12 protein-coding genes are annotated in these 15,533 nt (G+C 61.6%); 1 reads left to right on the forward strand and 11 read right to left on the reverse strand.

Features of this window, described 5'->3' with window-relative positions; translation table 11 throughout:
• Positions 1-58: 58 nt before the first annotated feature.
• From BDB13_RS20860 to BDB13_RS20905, 10 genes are all read right to left on the reverse strand, one after another.
• The gene (locus tag BDB13_RS20860; RefSeq protein WP_094273508.1) at positions 59-1,564 is read right to left on the reverse strand and encodes a glutamate synthase subunit beta; all 1,506 of its coding nucleotides are present in this window, start codon (positions 1,562-1,564) and stop codon (positions 59-61) included.
• Positions 1,557-6,074, reverse strand: coding sequence for a glutamate synthase large subunit (gene gltB, locus BDB13_RS20865; protein ID WP_094273509.1), 4,518 nt, complete (start codon positions 6,072-6,074; stop codon positions 1,557-1,559). The genes BDB13_RS20860 and gltB overlap by 8 nt, the downstream gene beginning before the upstream one ends.
• A gap of 147 nt (positions 6,075-6,221) precedes the next feature.
• On the reverse strand, positions 6,222-7,016 hold the full coding sequence (locus tag BDB13_RS20870; RefSeq protein ID WP_094273510.1) for a TM2 domain-containing protein: 795 nt from the start codon (positions 7,014-7,016) through the stop codon (positions 6,222-6,224).
• Between the two features lie 109 nt (positions 7,017-7,125).
• Positions 7,126-7,461, reverse strand: coding sequence for a TM2 domain-containing protein (locus BDB13_RS20875; RefSeq protein WP_254922894.1), 336 nt, complete (start codon positions 7,459-7,461; stop codon positions 7,126-7,128).
• A 227-nt stretch (positions 7,462-7,688) separates the two neighbouring features.
• Complete coding sequence (gene lgt / locus BDB13_RS20880; RefSeq protein WP_094273511.1) at positions 7,689-8,711, reverse strand: prolipoprotein diacylglyceryl transferase; 1,023 nt, start codon at positions 8,709-8,711, stop codon at positions 7,689-7,691.
• Positions 8,708-9,511 carry a tryptophan synthase subunit alpha gene (trpA, locus tag BDB13_RS20885; protein WP_094273512.1) on the reverse strand — a complete coding sequence of 268 codons (804 nt, stop codon included), beginning with the start codon at positions 9,509-9,511 and terminating at the stop codon, positions 8,708-8,710. The genes lgt and trpA overlap by 4 nt, the downstream gene beginning before the upstream one ends.
• Positions 9,508-10,827 carry a tryptophan synthase subunit beta gene (trpB, locus tag BDB13_RS20890; RefSeq protein ID WP_094273513.1) on the reverse strand — a complete coding sequence of 440 codons (1,320 nt, stop codon included), beginning with the start codon at positions 10,825-10,827 and terminating at the stop codon, positions 9,508-9,510. Before trpB ends, trpA begins: the two co-directional genes overlap by 4 nt.
• 99 nt (positions 10,828-10,926) lie before the next feature.
• Positions 10,927-11,736: an indole-3-glycerol phosphate synthase TrpC gene (gene trpC / locus BDB13_RS20895; protein WP_094273514.1), complete on the reverse strand. Its 810-nt coding sequence runs from the start codon at positions 11,734-11,736 to the stop codon at positions 10,927-10,929.
• A 130-nt stretch (positions 11,737-11,866) separates the two neighbouring features.
• Positions 11,867-12,565 (reverse strand): TIGR02234 family membrane protein, encoded by a 699-nt coding sequence (locus tag BDB13_RS20900; RefSeq protein ID WP_094273515.1) that lies wholly within the window; start codon positions 12,563-12,565, stop codon positions 11,867-11,869.
• On the reverse strand, positions 12,562-14,148 hold the full coding sequence (locus tag BDB13_RS20905; RefSeq protein ID WP_094273516.1) for an anthranilate synthase component I: 1,587 nt from the start codon (positions 14,146-14,148) through the stop codon (positions 12,562-12,564). The genes BDB13_RS20900 and BDB13_RS20905 overlap by 4 nt, the downstream gene beginning before the upstream one ends.
• Before the next feature lie 57 nt (positions 14,149-14,205).
• Here BDB13_RS20905 and BDB13_RS20910 point away from each other — a divergent pair, with 57 nt between their 5' ends.
• Entirely contained in the window at positions 14,206-14,664 is a 459-nt protein-coding gene (locus tag BDB13_RS20910; RefSeq protein WP_094273517.1) for a peroxiredoxin, read from the forward strand.
• A gap of 5 nt (positions 14,665-14,669) precedes the next feature.
• Here BDB13_RS20910 and BDB13_RS20915 read toward each other — a convergent pair whose 3' ends face one another.
• Positions 14,670-15,452 (reverse strand): dioxygenase family protein, encoded by a 783-nt coding sequence (locus tag BDB13_RS20915; protein ID WP_094273518.1) that lies wholly within the window; start codon positions 15,450-15,452, stop codon positions 14,670-14,672.
• Between the last annotated feature and the right edge of the window lie 81 nt (positions 15,453-15,533).

Genomic DNA, 15,533 nt, shown 5'->3' on the forward strand with positions numbered 1-15,533 from the left:
CTCCTCGGTCGCACTTCTATCCGGCACTTCGGACGTGCACTTTCTGTTCTTACTCGATTCAGATACGACGTCGAATTCCCAGCGGCAACGCGCCGGGGTGAACGGGCTCCGGAAGCGTTGACGCCCCAGTCAGATACACGTCGACAGCTCGGGCAGCCGAACGTCCTTCGGCTATCGCCCACACCACCAGTGACGCACCGCGATGTGCGTCACCACACACGAAGACGCCGGATTGTGAAGTCTGCCAATCCTGCCCGCAAGCGATCACTCCACGCAGATTCGGCTCCACTCCCAGACCGGCAAGCAGGACACTTTCCCCGACACCGGCGAAGCCGACCGCGAGAAGCACCAGGTCGCAGGGAAGCTCGAACGATTCACCGCTTCGCTCGACGGTCTGGCGCCCCTCGGATTTCGCCGAGACCCGAACCGGGGAGACCTTGACCGCCCGAACATGGCCGTCGCCGACAAACTCCTGAGCGGCCACCTCGAACTCACGGCGCCCACCTTCTGCATCGGCGGGCGCCGCGCGGAGCGTCAGCGGCCAGAGTGGCCACGGATCCGCTGCGCTGTCCCGCGTGCGGGGTGGTTGCTCGTGATAGTTCAACTCGGTTACGGAGGCCGCGCCTTGCCTGTGAACGGTGCCGAGGCAATCGGCCGCGGTATCGCCGCCGCCGATGATCACGACGTTCTTGCCCGACGCATTGATCGGGCTGGGACCGTCACCGGCACATTCACGGTTGGCCGGCACCAGGTAGTCCATCGCGAAATGAATACCCCCAAGGACGCGGCCGGGCACGTCTACGTCTCTCGACCTACCGGCCCCGATCGCCAGAATCACTGCGTCGTACACCGCGGTCAGTTCACGTGCGTCCAGGTCGAGTCCGACGTCGCAGTCTGTGACAAATCGAGTGCCCTCGCCGCACAACTGACTCAGTCGGCGATCAATCGCGCTCTTGGCCAGTTTGAAATCAGGGATTCCATAGCGGAGCAGTCCGCCCGGTCGATCATCACGTTCGAAGACGGTGACTCTGTGTCCCACCCGGGTCAACTGTTGCGCTGCCGCAAGCCCGGCCGGTCCGGAACCGACGATCGCCACCGTCCGTCCGGAACGTTCGGCTGGGATGCGGTTCACCACAAAACCTTCGTCCCAGGCAGTATCGGCGATGGCTTGTTCGACACGCTTGATCGCCACACTTCCAGTAGTGCGCGCCTCGGAAAGGGCTAGTACGCAGGCAGTTTCGCACGGCGCCGGGCACAGGCGTCCAGTGAATTCCGGGAAATTATTGGTCTCGTGCAATCGATCCGCGGCAAGTGCCCAGTCGCCTCGGCGAACCAGGTCATTCCATTCGGGAATGAGATTTCCGAGGGGGCATCCCACGGATTCCGAATGGCAGTACGGGATTCCGCAATCCATGCATCGGGACGCTTGTTCGCACGCCCCGGACTTACGCTCGCCGCGCGCCAATGCCTCGTAAACCTCACTCCAGTCGGCTGTTCGCTCCTGAACCGGGCGCATCGGTGCCGAGGACCGTGGCATGCCGAGAAACCCTCGTGGATCAGGCACTGGCTGTCTCCGCGAGTACCCCGTCGGAGTTCTCGACCACTGCGCCGTCCCGCGGAGGTGTGGCAACTGATTGCCCGGCAAGGACCCGCTCGTAGTCGACCGGCATCAACTTGGTGAATCTCCGGGATTCTTGTGCCCACTCGTCAAGAAGCCGAGCGCCGACCGGTGAGCCGGTGAGTTCGACGTGGGTGGCGATCGTGTTGCTCAGCCACCGCAGATCATCGACCGTCGGCACCTGCAGCGTGACCATCGCGTGGTTGACATCGCGTGGATCTGCATCGAGAAGAAACGCAATTCCACCGGACATTCCGGCAGCGACGTTTCGGCCGGTGGGCCCGAGAATGACGACGCGACCCCCGGTCATGTATTCGCAGGCATGGTCGCCGGCGCCCTCGACCACTGCGCACGCCCCGGAGTTACGTACAGCAAATCGTTCCCCCACCCGGCCTCGGGCGAACAATTCTCCCGAGGTCGCGCCGTACAGCACCGTATTGCCGGCTATCACCTGCTCTTCGGCGCAGAACCTGGCATCAATACTAGGCCGAAGGACAATTTTTCCACCCGAAAGACCCTTTCCCACATAATCATTGGCGTCTCCGACCACTTCCAGTGTGATACCGCTCGGCAGGAAGGCCCCGAGAGACTGCCCAGCGGTTCCGGTCAACCTGACAACGATGGTGTTATCCGGTAAACCTGCTGCCCCGTATCTACGGGACACCTCCGCCCCGAGTGCCGTGCCCACTGCCCGGTCCGCAGTCCCGACAGGAAGTTCAATCCGAACACGTTCAGCGTTGTCCAGTGCGCCGGCAGCACGGTCGACAAGCCTCTGGTTCAACTCCCCCGGCCTTGGCCGACCGAGACCACCCGACAAGGGCTTCGGGGAACGCGGAACCTCCATCAGCGGTGACAAATCCAACGTCCGACTCTTCCACCCGGCATGTTCGCCGGCCACCAGCATGTCCGACCGACCTACCGCCTCATCGATACTGCGGAACCCTAAGCCGGCCAAGAACTCCCGCACGTCGTCGACAAGGAACCGAAAGAAGTTCTCAACGAACTCGGGCCGCCCGGTAAAGCGCGCACGCAACTCCGGGTCCTGGGTGGCAACACCGACCGGGCAGGTATCGAGGTGACACACTCGCATCATCACACAACCGGCCGCGATCAGGGGCGCCGTCGAAAATCCGTACTCCTGCGCACCGAGTAATGCCGCCACGACAACGTCGCGTGCCGTCCGCATTCCGCCGTCGCATTGAAGCGTGATTCGATCGCGTAACCCATTGAGTACCAATGTCTGCTGCGTCTCTGCCAGCCCGAGTTCCCAGGGGGTTCCGGCGTGTTTTATCGAGGTGAGCGCAGCGGCTCCGGTACCGCCGTCGTGACCGGAGATCAGAACAACATCCGCGTGGGCCTTTGCCACTCCGGCGGCAACCGTGCCGACTCCGACTGCACTGACCAATTTGACGTGGATCCGTGCCCGATTGTTTGCCTGCCGCAAGTCGTAGATCAATTGAGCAAGATCTTCGATCGAGTAGATATCGTGATGCTGCGGCGGCGAGATGAGGCCGACGCCCGGAGTCGAATATCGTGTCCGGGCGATCCACGGATACACCTTGTACCCCGGAAGTTGACCACCCTCTCCCGGTTTCGCCCCCTGTGCCATCTTGATCTGAATATCAGTCGCACTGATCAGATAGTCACTGGTCACACCGAATCGTCCACTGGCTACCTGCTTTACGGCACTTCTCCGCAACGGATCATGAAGGCGGTCCTGATCTTCTCCACCCTCTCCCGAGTTCGATCGTGCTCCAATGGAATTCATCGCCTTCGCCATGGTCTCGTGAGCCTCCGCCGAGAGCGATCCGTAGCTCATCGCCCCAGTCGAGAATCGACTCAAAATTGAATCAGCCGATTCCACTTCGTCGATGCTGATGGCGGGCTGGAGTCCGCGCCGGAAGCGCAACATCCCGCGGATCGTTCCTCCCTCCGCGCATCGCCGATCGACCTCGTCGGTATATCGACGGAACACGTCCGACCGGCCTGACCTGGTCGCATGCTGAAGAAAGAATACGGATTCCGGTGTAAACACGTGCGCTTCACCGCCCCGGCGATACCGGTACTCGCCGCCGGCCTCGAGACGATTCGGGCCCGTCGGCGAATCGGCATTCGCGCGCGCGTGTCGTATCGCGACTTCGCGGGCGAGCTCACCGATTCCGACCCCGCCGAGCTTGCTCGCCGTATTCCCGAAGTACTCTTCTACCACTTGCCGGCCGAGTCCGATCGCTTCGAATACCTGTGCACCGGTATAGGACTGGACTACAGAGATCCCCATCTTGGACATGACCTTGAGGACGCCGCGGTTTGCCGCATCGAGGTAGTGCGTCACTGCGGCATCCGGATCCACTCCGGGCAACTCTCCCCGCAAACTCAGTTGCTCAACAGAGTCGAGGGCAAGGTACGGATGCACTGCCGCAGCGCCGTATCCGAGCAGGAGCGCAAGATGATGAACTTCCCGCGCATCACCGGATTCGACGATCAATGAAACCGAGGCACGCCGCCGCATTCGGACCAGATGATGGTGAACTGAAGAGACAGCAATCAACGACGGAATCGGCGCCATCGCGCGATCCCAACCACGATCCGAGATCACCAGAATCTCGCACCCGGCGTCCACCGCCGCGCAGGCATCGGCACGCAACTTCTCGAGTCCGTCGACCAAGCCGCCGGGTCGATCGACGTCGAACAATCCCGGGAGCACCGTGATATCCCGCCTGGCAATCTTGTCCAACTCTGCTCGAGTCAGGATGGGTCTGTGCACCAACATTCTTCGGCACGAACATTCCGACGGTTCCAGAAGATTGCGTTCGGCACCGAGGATCACAGCCAGTGAGGTGACGACTTCTTCCCGGATCGCGTCCGACGGCGGATTCGTGACCTGCGCAAACAGCTGAACAAAATAGTCGTACAGGAGCCGCGGACGCTCGGATAGGACGGCGAGTGGGGTGTCGGTTCCCATCGAACCCAGCGCCTCGCAGCCTTTGCCCGCCATCGGAGAGAGCAGGATGTGCAGGTCTTCTTCGGTGTAGCCGAACACCTGTTGATCGTGAAATACCGAATCCGGATCCCCGCGCGACCGGGGCTGATCCGGTGTTGCGCCGACGCGGGCCATCCCAGCGTCGAGCCACGTCCGATACGGAGCCATCCTTGCCAACTCGGCCTTGATTTCACTGTCGGGAACAATGCGCTGCTGATCGGTATCGAGCAAGAACATCCGCCCCGGTTCGAGTCGGCCTTTCTCGACTACATCAGCAGGCGGAACATCGAATACGCCACTCTCGCTGGCCAATACGATTCGACCTGACCTTGTCCGGAGCCAACGCCCGGGCCGCAGACCGTTGCGGTCCAGTACAGCGCCCACCAGCGTCCCGTCGCTGAACGTCACCGACGCCGGACCGTCCCAGGCTTCCATCAAGCACGCATGAAATTGATAGAACGCACGTACCTCTTCCGACATCGTCGAATCCTGCTCCCACGCAGCCGGAATCATCATCATGACCGCGTGCGGCAAGCTCCGCCCACCCAGTGACAGCAGTTCGAGCACTTCGTCGAACGACGCCGAATCAGAAGCGCCCACCGTGCACACCGGAGTGATTCGATCGATATCCCCGCTGAACAATTCACTGCGTAGCAACGGCTCACGTGCCTGCATCCAATTCCGATTACCGACAACAGTATTGAACTCTCCGTTGTGCGCGATACATCGAAATGGTTGTGCAAGAGGCCACGAGGGGAAGGTATTGGTCGAAAATCTACTGTGCACCAAGGCAAGTGCGCTGGTCATCCGCTCGTCGCGAAGATCGTCGAAAAACAGCGGCAACTGAGCGGGCGTCAGCATTCCCTTGTACACAAGAGTTCTCGACGACAGTGAACAAAAGTAGACTCCGGAGCCATCCGAAGTGGCTCGCTCCACCTGCTTTCGCAGGGCAAATACTTTCCGGTCCAGGCTGATCCCGCCGACCCTCGAATCAGGACGGGCATCGCGGAGAAAACACTGCGCAACGTGCGGCGCGCAGGCTGCAGCGGACAATCCCAATACACCAGGCCTGACGGGTACATCCCGCCAACCGAGCACGTTCAGGCCCTCAGAACGCGCGCACTGTTCGATGCGCGCGACCGCGACTCGGCGCGATTCGGCGTCCTGCGGAAGAAAACAATTCCCGGCCGCAAACATGTTCTCGCCATCTGCGTTTGGCTCCGGCAACTCGAAACTGGTGACGGAATCCAAGAAGCCGACCGGTAGCTGAAGGAGAATCCCCGCTCCGTCGCCAGTGGCCGAATCTGCGGCCACAGCACCGCGATGAGAAAGCGTGCAGAGTATCGACAAACCATCGCGCACAATCGAATGCGAGCGTCTGCCGTACATGTCTGCGACCACGGCGACGCCGCACGAATCGGCTTCCTGATCGGGGTCGTACAACCCTTGGGGATCAGGCATCTGAGAAAACAGCATGCATGCCCTCCGCCATGTGCGACCGCCACACGGACCCGCAACCGGCAACGGTCAGTTTACCAGCAGAAATACGGACGGAGCGATAAAAAAACCGTGGCACCCACGCGTCGAAACGCTTGGGTACCACGGTCAAGAAAACCGTCTGAATCAGCTTCGAAGCTTGCGCCCGTACTTGTCACGCACGCTGCCGGTCAACATCATGATTCCGTCGATGAACGGCCAGATTGCACCGAACCCCAAGGTCAACCACGTCACCGCAATCTGAGCGATCGCCATGCCCGGCTGGTTGAGGTAAAACCTGCCCGCACCGAGGCCTCCCAACAGAATCCCGAGAAGTCCGGCCGTCACCTTCGACTTGTCTGACAGCGGCTCTCCTGTCATCGGATCACGCCCGAAAGGAGCCGACTGATCGACAAAACCGTAACCTTGCTGCGGCTGACCATATGCCTGCTGCGGCTGACCGTAGCCCTGCTGCGGCTGACCGTATGCCTGCTGCGGCTGACCGTATGCCTGCTGCGGTTGACCATAGCCCTGCTGCTGTGGCGGCTGGGGGTAGGCCTGCTGGGGCGCCGGCGCATACGGGTTCGGGGTCTGATCGGCAGGGGCTCCGTATACCGGGCCGTCTGCCGGCGGATAGCTGGGCGTAGTTTCCGGAGCAGGCTGCGCTGCTGCGGGGAATGCAGTTGTCTGATCTGCTGCGGCCGGCGGCGGGTAGATAGGGTTGCTTCCCCAACCTGGACCGTTGCCCGTCCCTGCATACGTGTCCCAGCCAGGTCCGGTGCCCGTAGTCTCTGTCGACGGCGTTTTTTCCGTCGGCGTCGAGGTTTCGGTCAGTGAGGCATCAGCGGTCGCGTCGTAGTCGAAAGGAGAACCGAACTGTGGGGGAACGCCAGACTGAGATCCTGAGTCCCCAGATTCAGAAGGTTCCGGATTCTTGTTCAAGTTAGGCAACGCGCATTCCTTCGTGTCGACGACAATCCTGCAAATCGTTGAGGCAAGTAATCTTTATACCCTGAATCCGACGTGACTTACCCGACAGACCCGACTATCCCTAGTTCAGCGGACGGCCGTACTTGTCTCGGACACTTCCCGAAAGGATCATGATCCCGTCGATCACCGTCCAGATCCAGATGGCGACGACAAAAGGAATCCCGATCACCAACGGGGACATCACCAGTGCAAAGAACATACCCAAAAGTTGGAACAACCCGATTCCGACGGAACCCAAATACAGGCGTCCGACGCCACAAATACACACGAACGGGAGCAGCAACTGCAGAAGTCCGGCTGCGACCTTCGATTTATCGGAGAACGCTTCTCCGGTAATCGGATGACGACCGAAAGGAGCCTGGGTGTCGCCGATCGAATAGAACGCGGGACCACTCACCGGCTGACCGACTCCGTACGGTTGCGGATACCCAGGTGGTTGCGCGACCGGATACTGCGGTGCACTCGGGTATTGCGGTGCACTCGGGTATTGCGGTGCACTCGGGTATTGCGGTGTACTCGGGTACTGTGCGGGCGCCGGATACTGCTGGCTGTCACCGAATGGGGGGCTCTGGTACGGCTTCGAAACGTCGTAAGGATCTTGCGGTCCTGATGAAAACGGGTCGGTCACGACTTGTCCCCCTTTTTCAGATCAATTGCGTCGAAATTCTCATCCGAATCCTTCACGCTTTTGACTTCGTCGGTGGCAGTTTCCACGTCGGCCGTTTCTTCGACTGCGCTGGAGTCGGCATCGGACGAACCTGAAGTCGAGTCTTCAACGTAACTGTTCGACTTCAATTCGGATGGATCCTCACGACCCTTCTTGGCAAGAAGGAAGTACGCAACCGCCGCCACGAACACAATCACCGAGGTGTAGACGTTGACTCGAATTCCGGCCAACTGGTACGCCGGATCGTCACGCATGAGCTCGACGAAAAGCCGGCCGACGCAGTATCCCGCGACGTAGAGAGCAAAGAGACGTCCGTGGCCGATCTTGAATCGACGGTCGACGACCACGAGCAAAACGACGATCAGAATGTTCCAGAGCGCTTCGTACAGGAACGTGGGATGGACGATCTTCTCCACCACCCCGTTGGATACCCCGGCAAGGGCGTCCGTCTGACCGGAGGAGTTCACACGGTGAAAGATCTCCAAACCCCAGGGCATTGTTGTCTCGCGGCCGTACAACTCCTGATTGAAGTAGTTGCCGAACCGACCGATTGCCTGAGCCAGAAGTACACCCGGAGCGATAGCGTCGCCGAGTGCTGCAACCGGGATACCCCGCCTACGGCAGCCGATCCAAGCTCCGACACCACCGAGGAAGACCGCGCCCCAAATTCCGAGACCGCCATTCCACACCTTGAGGGCGTCGATCGGGGTGCCGCCTTCACCGAAGTACTGCGGCCAATCGGTCAGCACGTGGTAGAGCCGGCCACCGATCAAACCGAACGGCACGGCCCAGACTGCAATGTCGAGGACTGTGCCCTTCTCGCCGCCGCGCGCGACCCATCGCCGATCGCCCCAGACGATTGCGACGATGATTCCGGCAATGATGCAGAGGGCATAGGCACGCAGTGCTATCGGCCCGACGTACCAAACACCTTGCGACGGGCTGGGAATGTAGGCCAGCAGATCCACAGTTGAAGTCACGAGGCCACGTTAGCCGAGCGGACACCCTCGGCGAGTTCCTCGGTGAGGGACCGGACAGCGCCCAGCCCGTTCTCGACTGCCGAGACCAGTGCGGATCCGACGATGACAGCGTCGGCGTATCCGGCGATCTCGGCTGCCTGTGCTCCCGAGCGAACTCCCAAACCGACGCCGACCGGAATATCGGAGTGCGTGCGGATCCGTGCGGTGAGTTCCGGTGCCATCGACGACACTGCGGTACGGGCTCCGGTCACGCCCATCGTGGATGCTGCGTAGATGAAGCCGCTACTCGCCTCGAGTGTCATCGCCAGTCGCTCCTCGGTGGACGAAGGCGCAACGAGGAAGATGCGATCGAGGTGATGCTGCCGCGATGCTTCCATCCATTCACCGGCTTCGTCCGGAATGAGGTTGGGCGTGATCATTCCGAGTCCACCGGCCGACGCGAGGTCGCGCGAGAACTTGTCGACGCCGTACTGGAGCACTGGGTTCCAGTACGTCATGACAACGGCCTTGCCACCAACGGACGTGATCTGCTCGACAACTTTGAAGATATCGCGCAGGCGGACGCCGTTGCTGAGCGCAGTTTCAGCGGCACGCTGGATGGTGGGTCCGTCCATGACCGGATCGGAGTAGGCGACGCCGACTTCGATGATGTCGCAGCCACCGTCGACCATCGTCTTGAAGACGTCGATGGATTCGGAGACCGTCGGGTAGCCCGCAGGTAGGTACCCGACGAGTGCGGCCCGGTTTTCGGCCTTGCATGCAGCAAAAGTGGAGGCAAGGCGTGATGGTCGTTCGCTCACTTGTCGGAGCCTTCCGTGTTGTTCTGATCGGCAGTCTGCGGTTCGGCGTTGTCGAAGAGGCCGAACCAGCTGGCGGCGGTGTCCATGTCTTTGTCGCCGCGACCGGACAGGTTGACGACGATGATGGCGCCCTCCCCCAGTTCCTTGCCGAGCCGCAGTGCACCGGCAACGGCATGCGCGGATTCGATTGCGGGGATGATGCCTTCGCGCCGTGAGAGCAGTAGAAGTGCGTCCATCGCTTCGGCATCGGTGACGGGTTCGTAAGTCGCCCGGCCGATGTCATTGAGGTACGCATGTTCGGGACCGACGCCCGGGTAGTCCAAACCGGCCGAGATGGAATGTGACTCGATGGTCTGACCGTCTTCGTCCTGCAGCAGGTACGAGTACGCACCCTGGAACGCACCCGGTGTACCGCCGGCGAATGTTGCTGCATGCCTGCCGGTTTCGACGCCGTCACCGGCCGCCTCGTAGCCGACCAACCGCACCGACAAATCGTCGATGAAGGGATGGAAGATACCGATCGCGTTGGAGCCGCCGCCGACACACGCCGTGACCGCGTCGGGCAGTCGACCCGTCAAGGCCTTCACCTGGGCACGCGCTTCGAGTCCGATCACACGCTGGAAATCGCGAACGATAGTCGGGAACGGGTGGGGCCCGGCAGCGGTGCCGAAGCAGTAATAAGTGTTGTCCGCGTGAGAAACCCAGTCGCGAAGGGCTTCGTTGATCGCATCCTTGAGTGTGCGCGAACCGGTTTCGACCGAAATGACCTCGGCACCGAGTAGACGCATCCGGGCCACGTTCAATGCCTGACGTTCGGTATCGACGGCACCCATGTAGATGACGCATTCGAGGCCGAGCAATGCGCAGGCGGTGGCGGACGCGACGCCATGCTGGCCCGCCCCGGTCTCGGCGATGATGCGCGTCTTGCCCATCCGCTTGGCGAGGAGAACCTGACCGAGGACGTTGTTGATCTTGTGAGAACCGGTGTGGTTCAGGTCTTCACGCTTGAGAATGATCCGTGCACCGCCGGCGTACTCACTCATGCGTGTGGCTTCGAAGATCGGCGACGGACGGCCGGTGTAATCGCGCTGCAGTCGATCAAGTTCGTTCAAGAACGAGTCGTCCGCGCGAGCCTTTTCGTATTCGGCGGTAACTTCTTCGATGACCGCCATGAGGGCTTCCGGCACGTGCCGTCCGCCGTAAACACCGAAATGGCCACCGGCGTCCGGATCATGTGTGGTGCGCTCGGTAAGTCCGGCACTGGCGGGCGGCAAATTGTCACCCTTGAAGACTGGTCCCTGAGTACGTGAAGTCACTCCCCCAGTCTGCCCCAAGCGTGGCGGTGGTCACCGCCCGGGTACGGGCAAATGTCACCGCCCGGGCGCGGACAAACGGCACCCGAGCAGTCGGTCAGCTCAGCGAGATGGTTTGGGGCACGAAGGGTGCGCCCCGGCGTTGACCAGATCAGCAACAGCCTTGCGCGGATCTCCACTGGTCACGAGGCCCTCGCCGACCAGAACAGCGTCGGCTCCAGCTCCGGCGTAGGCCAGCAGATCGGCAGTACCGCGAACTCCGGACTCGGCGATCTTGATCGTTTCGGTGGGTAGCCCGGGAGCGATCCGACCGAAGGTGTTCATGTCGACTTCAAGGGTCTTGAGGTCGCGTGCGTTGACACCGATGACCTTGGCACCGGCTTCGAGGGCGCGGTTTGCCTCTTCTTCGGTGTGAACCTCGACGAGTGCCGTCATTCCCAAGGATTCGGTGCGATCGATCAGCGAGGCGAGTGCCTGCTGTTCCAGTGCCGCCACGATCAACAGAATGACGTCGGCGCCGTGCGCCCGAGCTTCGTGAATCTGGTACGGACCGACGATAAAGTCCTTGCGCAACACCGGAATCGTGACTGCCTTTCGGACTGCGTCAAGATCGGCGAGCGAACCGTGGAAGCGTCGTTCCTCAGTGAGAACGCTGATGATTCGAGCGCCGCCCGCTTGGTAGGCCGCGGCCAACTCTGCGGGATCGGCAATGTCGGCAAGAGCGCCCTTGGAGGGGCTCGCGCGCTTCACCTCGGCGATGACGCCGATGCTCGGTTCGAGAAGTGCCGCTACAGCATCGAGTGCCGGTGGCGCAGCGGCCGCGGCAGCCTTGACTGCAGCGAAGTCGAGTACGGCTTCGCGGGCGGCGACATCTGCGCGCACCCCGTCGAGAATCGAGTCGAGTACGGTCATCGTGGCCCGAATCCTTTCTGGGCAAGAGTCTGATGTGAGTTACGTCATCAGGATGTGGTCAGCCTAGTTGGGCGATTTTTTGGTACTCCGTCCGGGTACCCACGCCGTCAAAATTCAGGCAAAACCGACGTCAGGATCGTGAATCCTTGCCGGGATCTCGATCGTCGGCGTCGAGCGTCGGATCCTCGCCGGCGTCGAGCGCATCCCACAGCATCCGTTGTGTCACAGGCTCGTCGGACTCGCCGCTACTTCCCTGCCCGAGCTTTGCCGCGGCCTCTCGTCGGGCAGCGGGGTTGTCGTATTTCGACGACAGGCCGGCGCCGGCCTTCGGCTTTCGCATGAGCAAAGCCGCGGCCGCGAACGCCGCAATCGCTCCGAACAGTGCCAGTACCGCCGGCAATATCGAAACGTCGGTGGAGACCTCTTCGAGATGACTCGACAGCTCGGCAAGATCGGCCGCGCGATCAGCCGAAGCCCCCGAGACCATCAACTGAACCGCCGGAACCGCAACCGCAACACCGACCAGCGCCACCATCAGTCCGACGATCCGAACGGCCCATCCACGCACCGCGAACGACGCGGCAATTGCCGCCAGCAGCGCCAGCGCCAATGGCGTCATCGCCGCCGCCCAGATACTACCGTCGAGGTCGGTAGTCCGCTCGAGGGTCTTGCCGTCGTTGGAAACGACGCTCACCCAGGTCATCCGCGAACTGCCCCACAGCGCGGCGGCAGCCAACGCCAAGAGCAGCGTCGTCAACATTGCGGAACTACGTCCCGAACGAGACTTCGTCGAGTCGGCTCCTGCCGCATTCGAAGCCTGTTCGCTCATTTGCCTTCACCTCCGATGGTGCGCAATGTGTGCGCCGACGCGATAGCGCTGAGCACTGCCATTGCCTTGTTGCGTGCTTCGGTGTCCTCGTAGACCGGATCGGAGTCGGCTACGATTCCGGCGCCGGCCTGCACGTATCCGATGCCGTCCTTGATCAGAGCGGTGCGGATGGCGATCGCTGTGTCTGCGTCGCCCGCAAAATCGAGGTATCCGACGATTCCGCCGTAAACACCGCGCCTCGTGGGTTCGAGTTCTTCGATCAACTGCATTGCTCGTACCTTCGGCGCACCCGAGAGTGTTCCCGCCGGGAAGCAGGCGGTGACTGCGTCGAGCGCGTTCTTACCCTCTGCAAGGTGCCCGGTCACTGTCGATACGAGGTGCATGACGTGGCTGTAGCGCTCGATGTGCCGATAGTCGTGCACCTTGACCGTGCCCGGCCGGCAGACCCGACCGAGGTCATTGCGTCCGAGGTCGACCAGCATCAAGTGCTCGGAGTTTTCCTTCTCGTCTGCGAGGAGGTCCTTCTCGAGCAGGATGTCGTCTTCTTCGGTGGCTCCGCGCCACCGGGTCCCGGCGATGGGGTGGGTAGTTGCCACTCCCTCCGCAACAGTGACCAGAGCTTCAGGGCTGGATCCGACAATCGAGAACGCTGTCTCGCCGTCACCGTTCGGAACGTTGAGCAGGTACATGTACGGGCTGGGGTTCGAGGCGCGCAACATCCGGTACACGTCGATAGGCGCTGCTGTGCAATCGATTTCGAATCGCTGAGAAAGTACGACCTGGAATGCTTCACCGGCTTCGATGTCGCCGATCAGCTTCTTCACGTCGACGCCGAAGCTCTCGGTGGTTCGCTGCCGGCGGTACTCGGGGGTGGCTTTCGCAAATGTGGACACCGTCGACTTCGCCGGTGCCGCAAGTGCGAGAGTCATCGCGTCGAGGCGGGCTACCGCGTCGTCATAAGCAGAGTCGACGCGTTCATCGGTACCGTCCCAGTTGACTGCGTTGGCGATCAGCGTGATCGCGCCTTCGTGATGATCGACAGCAGCGATGTCCGCGGCCAGCAGCATGACCATTTCGGGGATCTGCAGATCGTCGACGGCCGAATTGCCCAACTTCTCGAGGCGGCGAACGGCGTCGTAGCCGAGGAAACCGACCATGCCACCCGTCAACGGCGGCAGATCGGGTAGGCGCTCGGAGCGCAGTAGTTCGAGGGTGGCGCCGAGTGCGTCGATGGGATCGCCGCCTGACGGTGCACCGGCCGGCACATTGCCGTACCAGGCCGCTTCCCCGTCGATCACGGTCAATGCGGCCGGCGAGCCGACGCCGATGAACGACCACCGCGACCACGATCGACCGTTCTCGGCCGACTCGAGCATGAAGGTTCCCGGACGATTGCCGGCCAACTTCTCGTATGCCGACAGCGGAGTTTCGGAGTCCGCCAGCACTTTACGTGTCACCGGAACTACCCGATGCTCGGCCGCGAGAGCACGGAACTGCTCACGCGTAGTGGTGGAATCCGACGCCGCACCGACAATCGCGGTGTCGGACGAGGGTGCGGACTTGGAGGTGGGCTCACCGTGCATGCCTCCATCATCCCAGGCTCACCCACAGCCGCGTCGTGCGCGGGTAACCTCGACCGAATGAAACCAGGTCAGCTAGCTCCCGATTTCACTCTGCCCGATCAGGACGGAACGCCCCGTTCGCTGACCGGTTTGTTGGAGAACGGCCCACTGGTCTTGTTCTTCTACCCAGCCGCATCCACGCCCGTGTGCACCGCTGAGGCTTGCCATTTCCGGGATCTCGGCAAGGAATTCGCCGAAGTCGGTGCCACGCGCGCGGGCATCAGCACCGACACTGTGGAGTCGCAATCGACGTTTGCGACAGCACAGTCCTTCGACTATCCACTGCTGGCCGATACCGACGGCACTGTTGCCGAGCAGTTCGGCGTCAAGCGCGGTTTGCTCGGAAAATTGGCTCCGGTCAAACGATCCACGTTCGTGATCGATACCGATCGAACTGTCCTCAAGGTGATTTCGAGCGAGTTCCGAGCAAGCACCCACGGCGATCAGGCTGTCGAGTTCCTCCGAAATCGCAACTGACTCACTTACGCAACCTGAATCGAGCGCTTCGCCAGTCCCATCCAGAAACCGTCGATCACCTGGGCCGGAACCTGTTCGGGATCGGACGACGCACCCAGCGTTACGAACAGCGGCGCGAAGTGCTCGATGGTCGGGTGCGCGTACGGCATCCCGGGCGCTTGTGCCCGGAAGTCGATCAGCGAGTCGACGTCGCCGGCGGCAAATCGCTCCCCCGCCCAGGCGTCGAATTCGGCAGACCAACCCGGAGCCTTCGCTTCGGGCGACGGGTCCCGCAGGAACGGTAGGCCGTGCGTCGTGAAGCCGGATCCCACGATCAGGACACCCTGTTCACGCAGTGGACGCAACCTCTGCCCGAGATGAAGTAGTCGCTCCGGGTCGAGCGTCGGAAGCGATATCTGCAATACCGGAATGTCTGCGTCCGGGTACATGACTGTGAGCGGCACATAGGCACCGTGGTCTAGTCCGCGGTTCGGTTGCGTCGCTACCGGCTCACTGTCAGGCATCAATGCGGCCACCTGCGCGGCCAGATCCGGAGCGCCGGGAGAGTTGTACGTGGTTCGGTAGAACCGTTCAGGAAATCCACCGAAGTCGTAGGTCAACGGCGTGCCGGTGGTTGTCGATCCGATGGTCAGGGGTGCAGATTCCCAGTGTGCGGAGACAACAAGAATGGCCGTCGGCCGCGGTAGATCACCGGCCCAGGCTCCGAGTTGCTTCACCCACAGCGCACTGTCTACCAGTGGCGGAGCGCCGTGACTGAGGTACAACGCCGGCATCGGGGTCGCGGACATAGTGGCTCCTGAGGTTCGATGAACTCATTTAAGTTGAAGATTCAACCTAATATAGATCTCAACGCTTGAAACCCGCAACTA

The sequence above is a fragment of the Rhodococcus sp. OK302 genome, from assembly GCF_002245895.1.
Taxonomy (GTDB): domain Bacteria; phylum Actinomycetota; class Actinomycetes; order Mycobacteriales; family Mycobacteriaceae; genus Rhodococcus_F.

Coding starts and splice junctions, on each gene's coding strand:
- BDB13_RS20900 (WP_094273515.1), bottom strand. CDS start 12,565: ATGAGCGAACAGGCTTCGAATGCGGCAGGAGCCGACTCGACGAAGTCT.
- BDB13_RS20915 (WP_094273518.1), bottom strand. CDS start 15,452: ATGTCCGCGACCCCGATGCCGGCGTTGTACCTCAGTCACGGCGCTCCG.
- BDB13_RS20910 (WP_094273517.1), top strand. CDS start 14,206: ATGAAACCAGGTCAGCTAGCTCCCGATTTCACTCTGCCCGATCAGGAC.
- trpC (WP_094273514.1), bottom strand. CDS start 11,736: ATGACCGTACTCGACTCGATTCTCGACGGGGTGCGCGCAGATGTCGCC.
- gltB (WP_094273509.1), bottom strand. CDS start 6,074: ATGCTGTTTTCTCAGATGCCTGATCCCCAAGGGTTGTACGACCCCGAT.
- BDB13_RS20905 (WP_094273516.1), bottom strand. CDS start 14,148: ATGCACGGTGAGCCCACCTCCAAGTCCGCACCCTCGTCCGACACCGCG.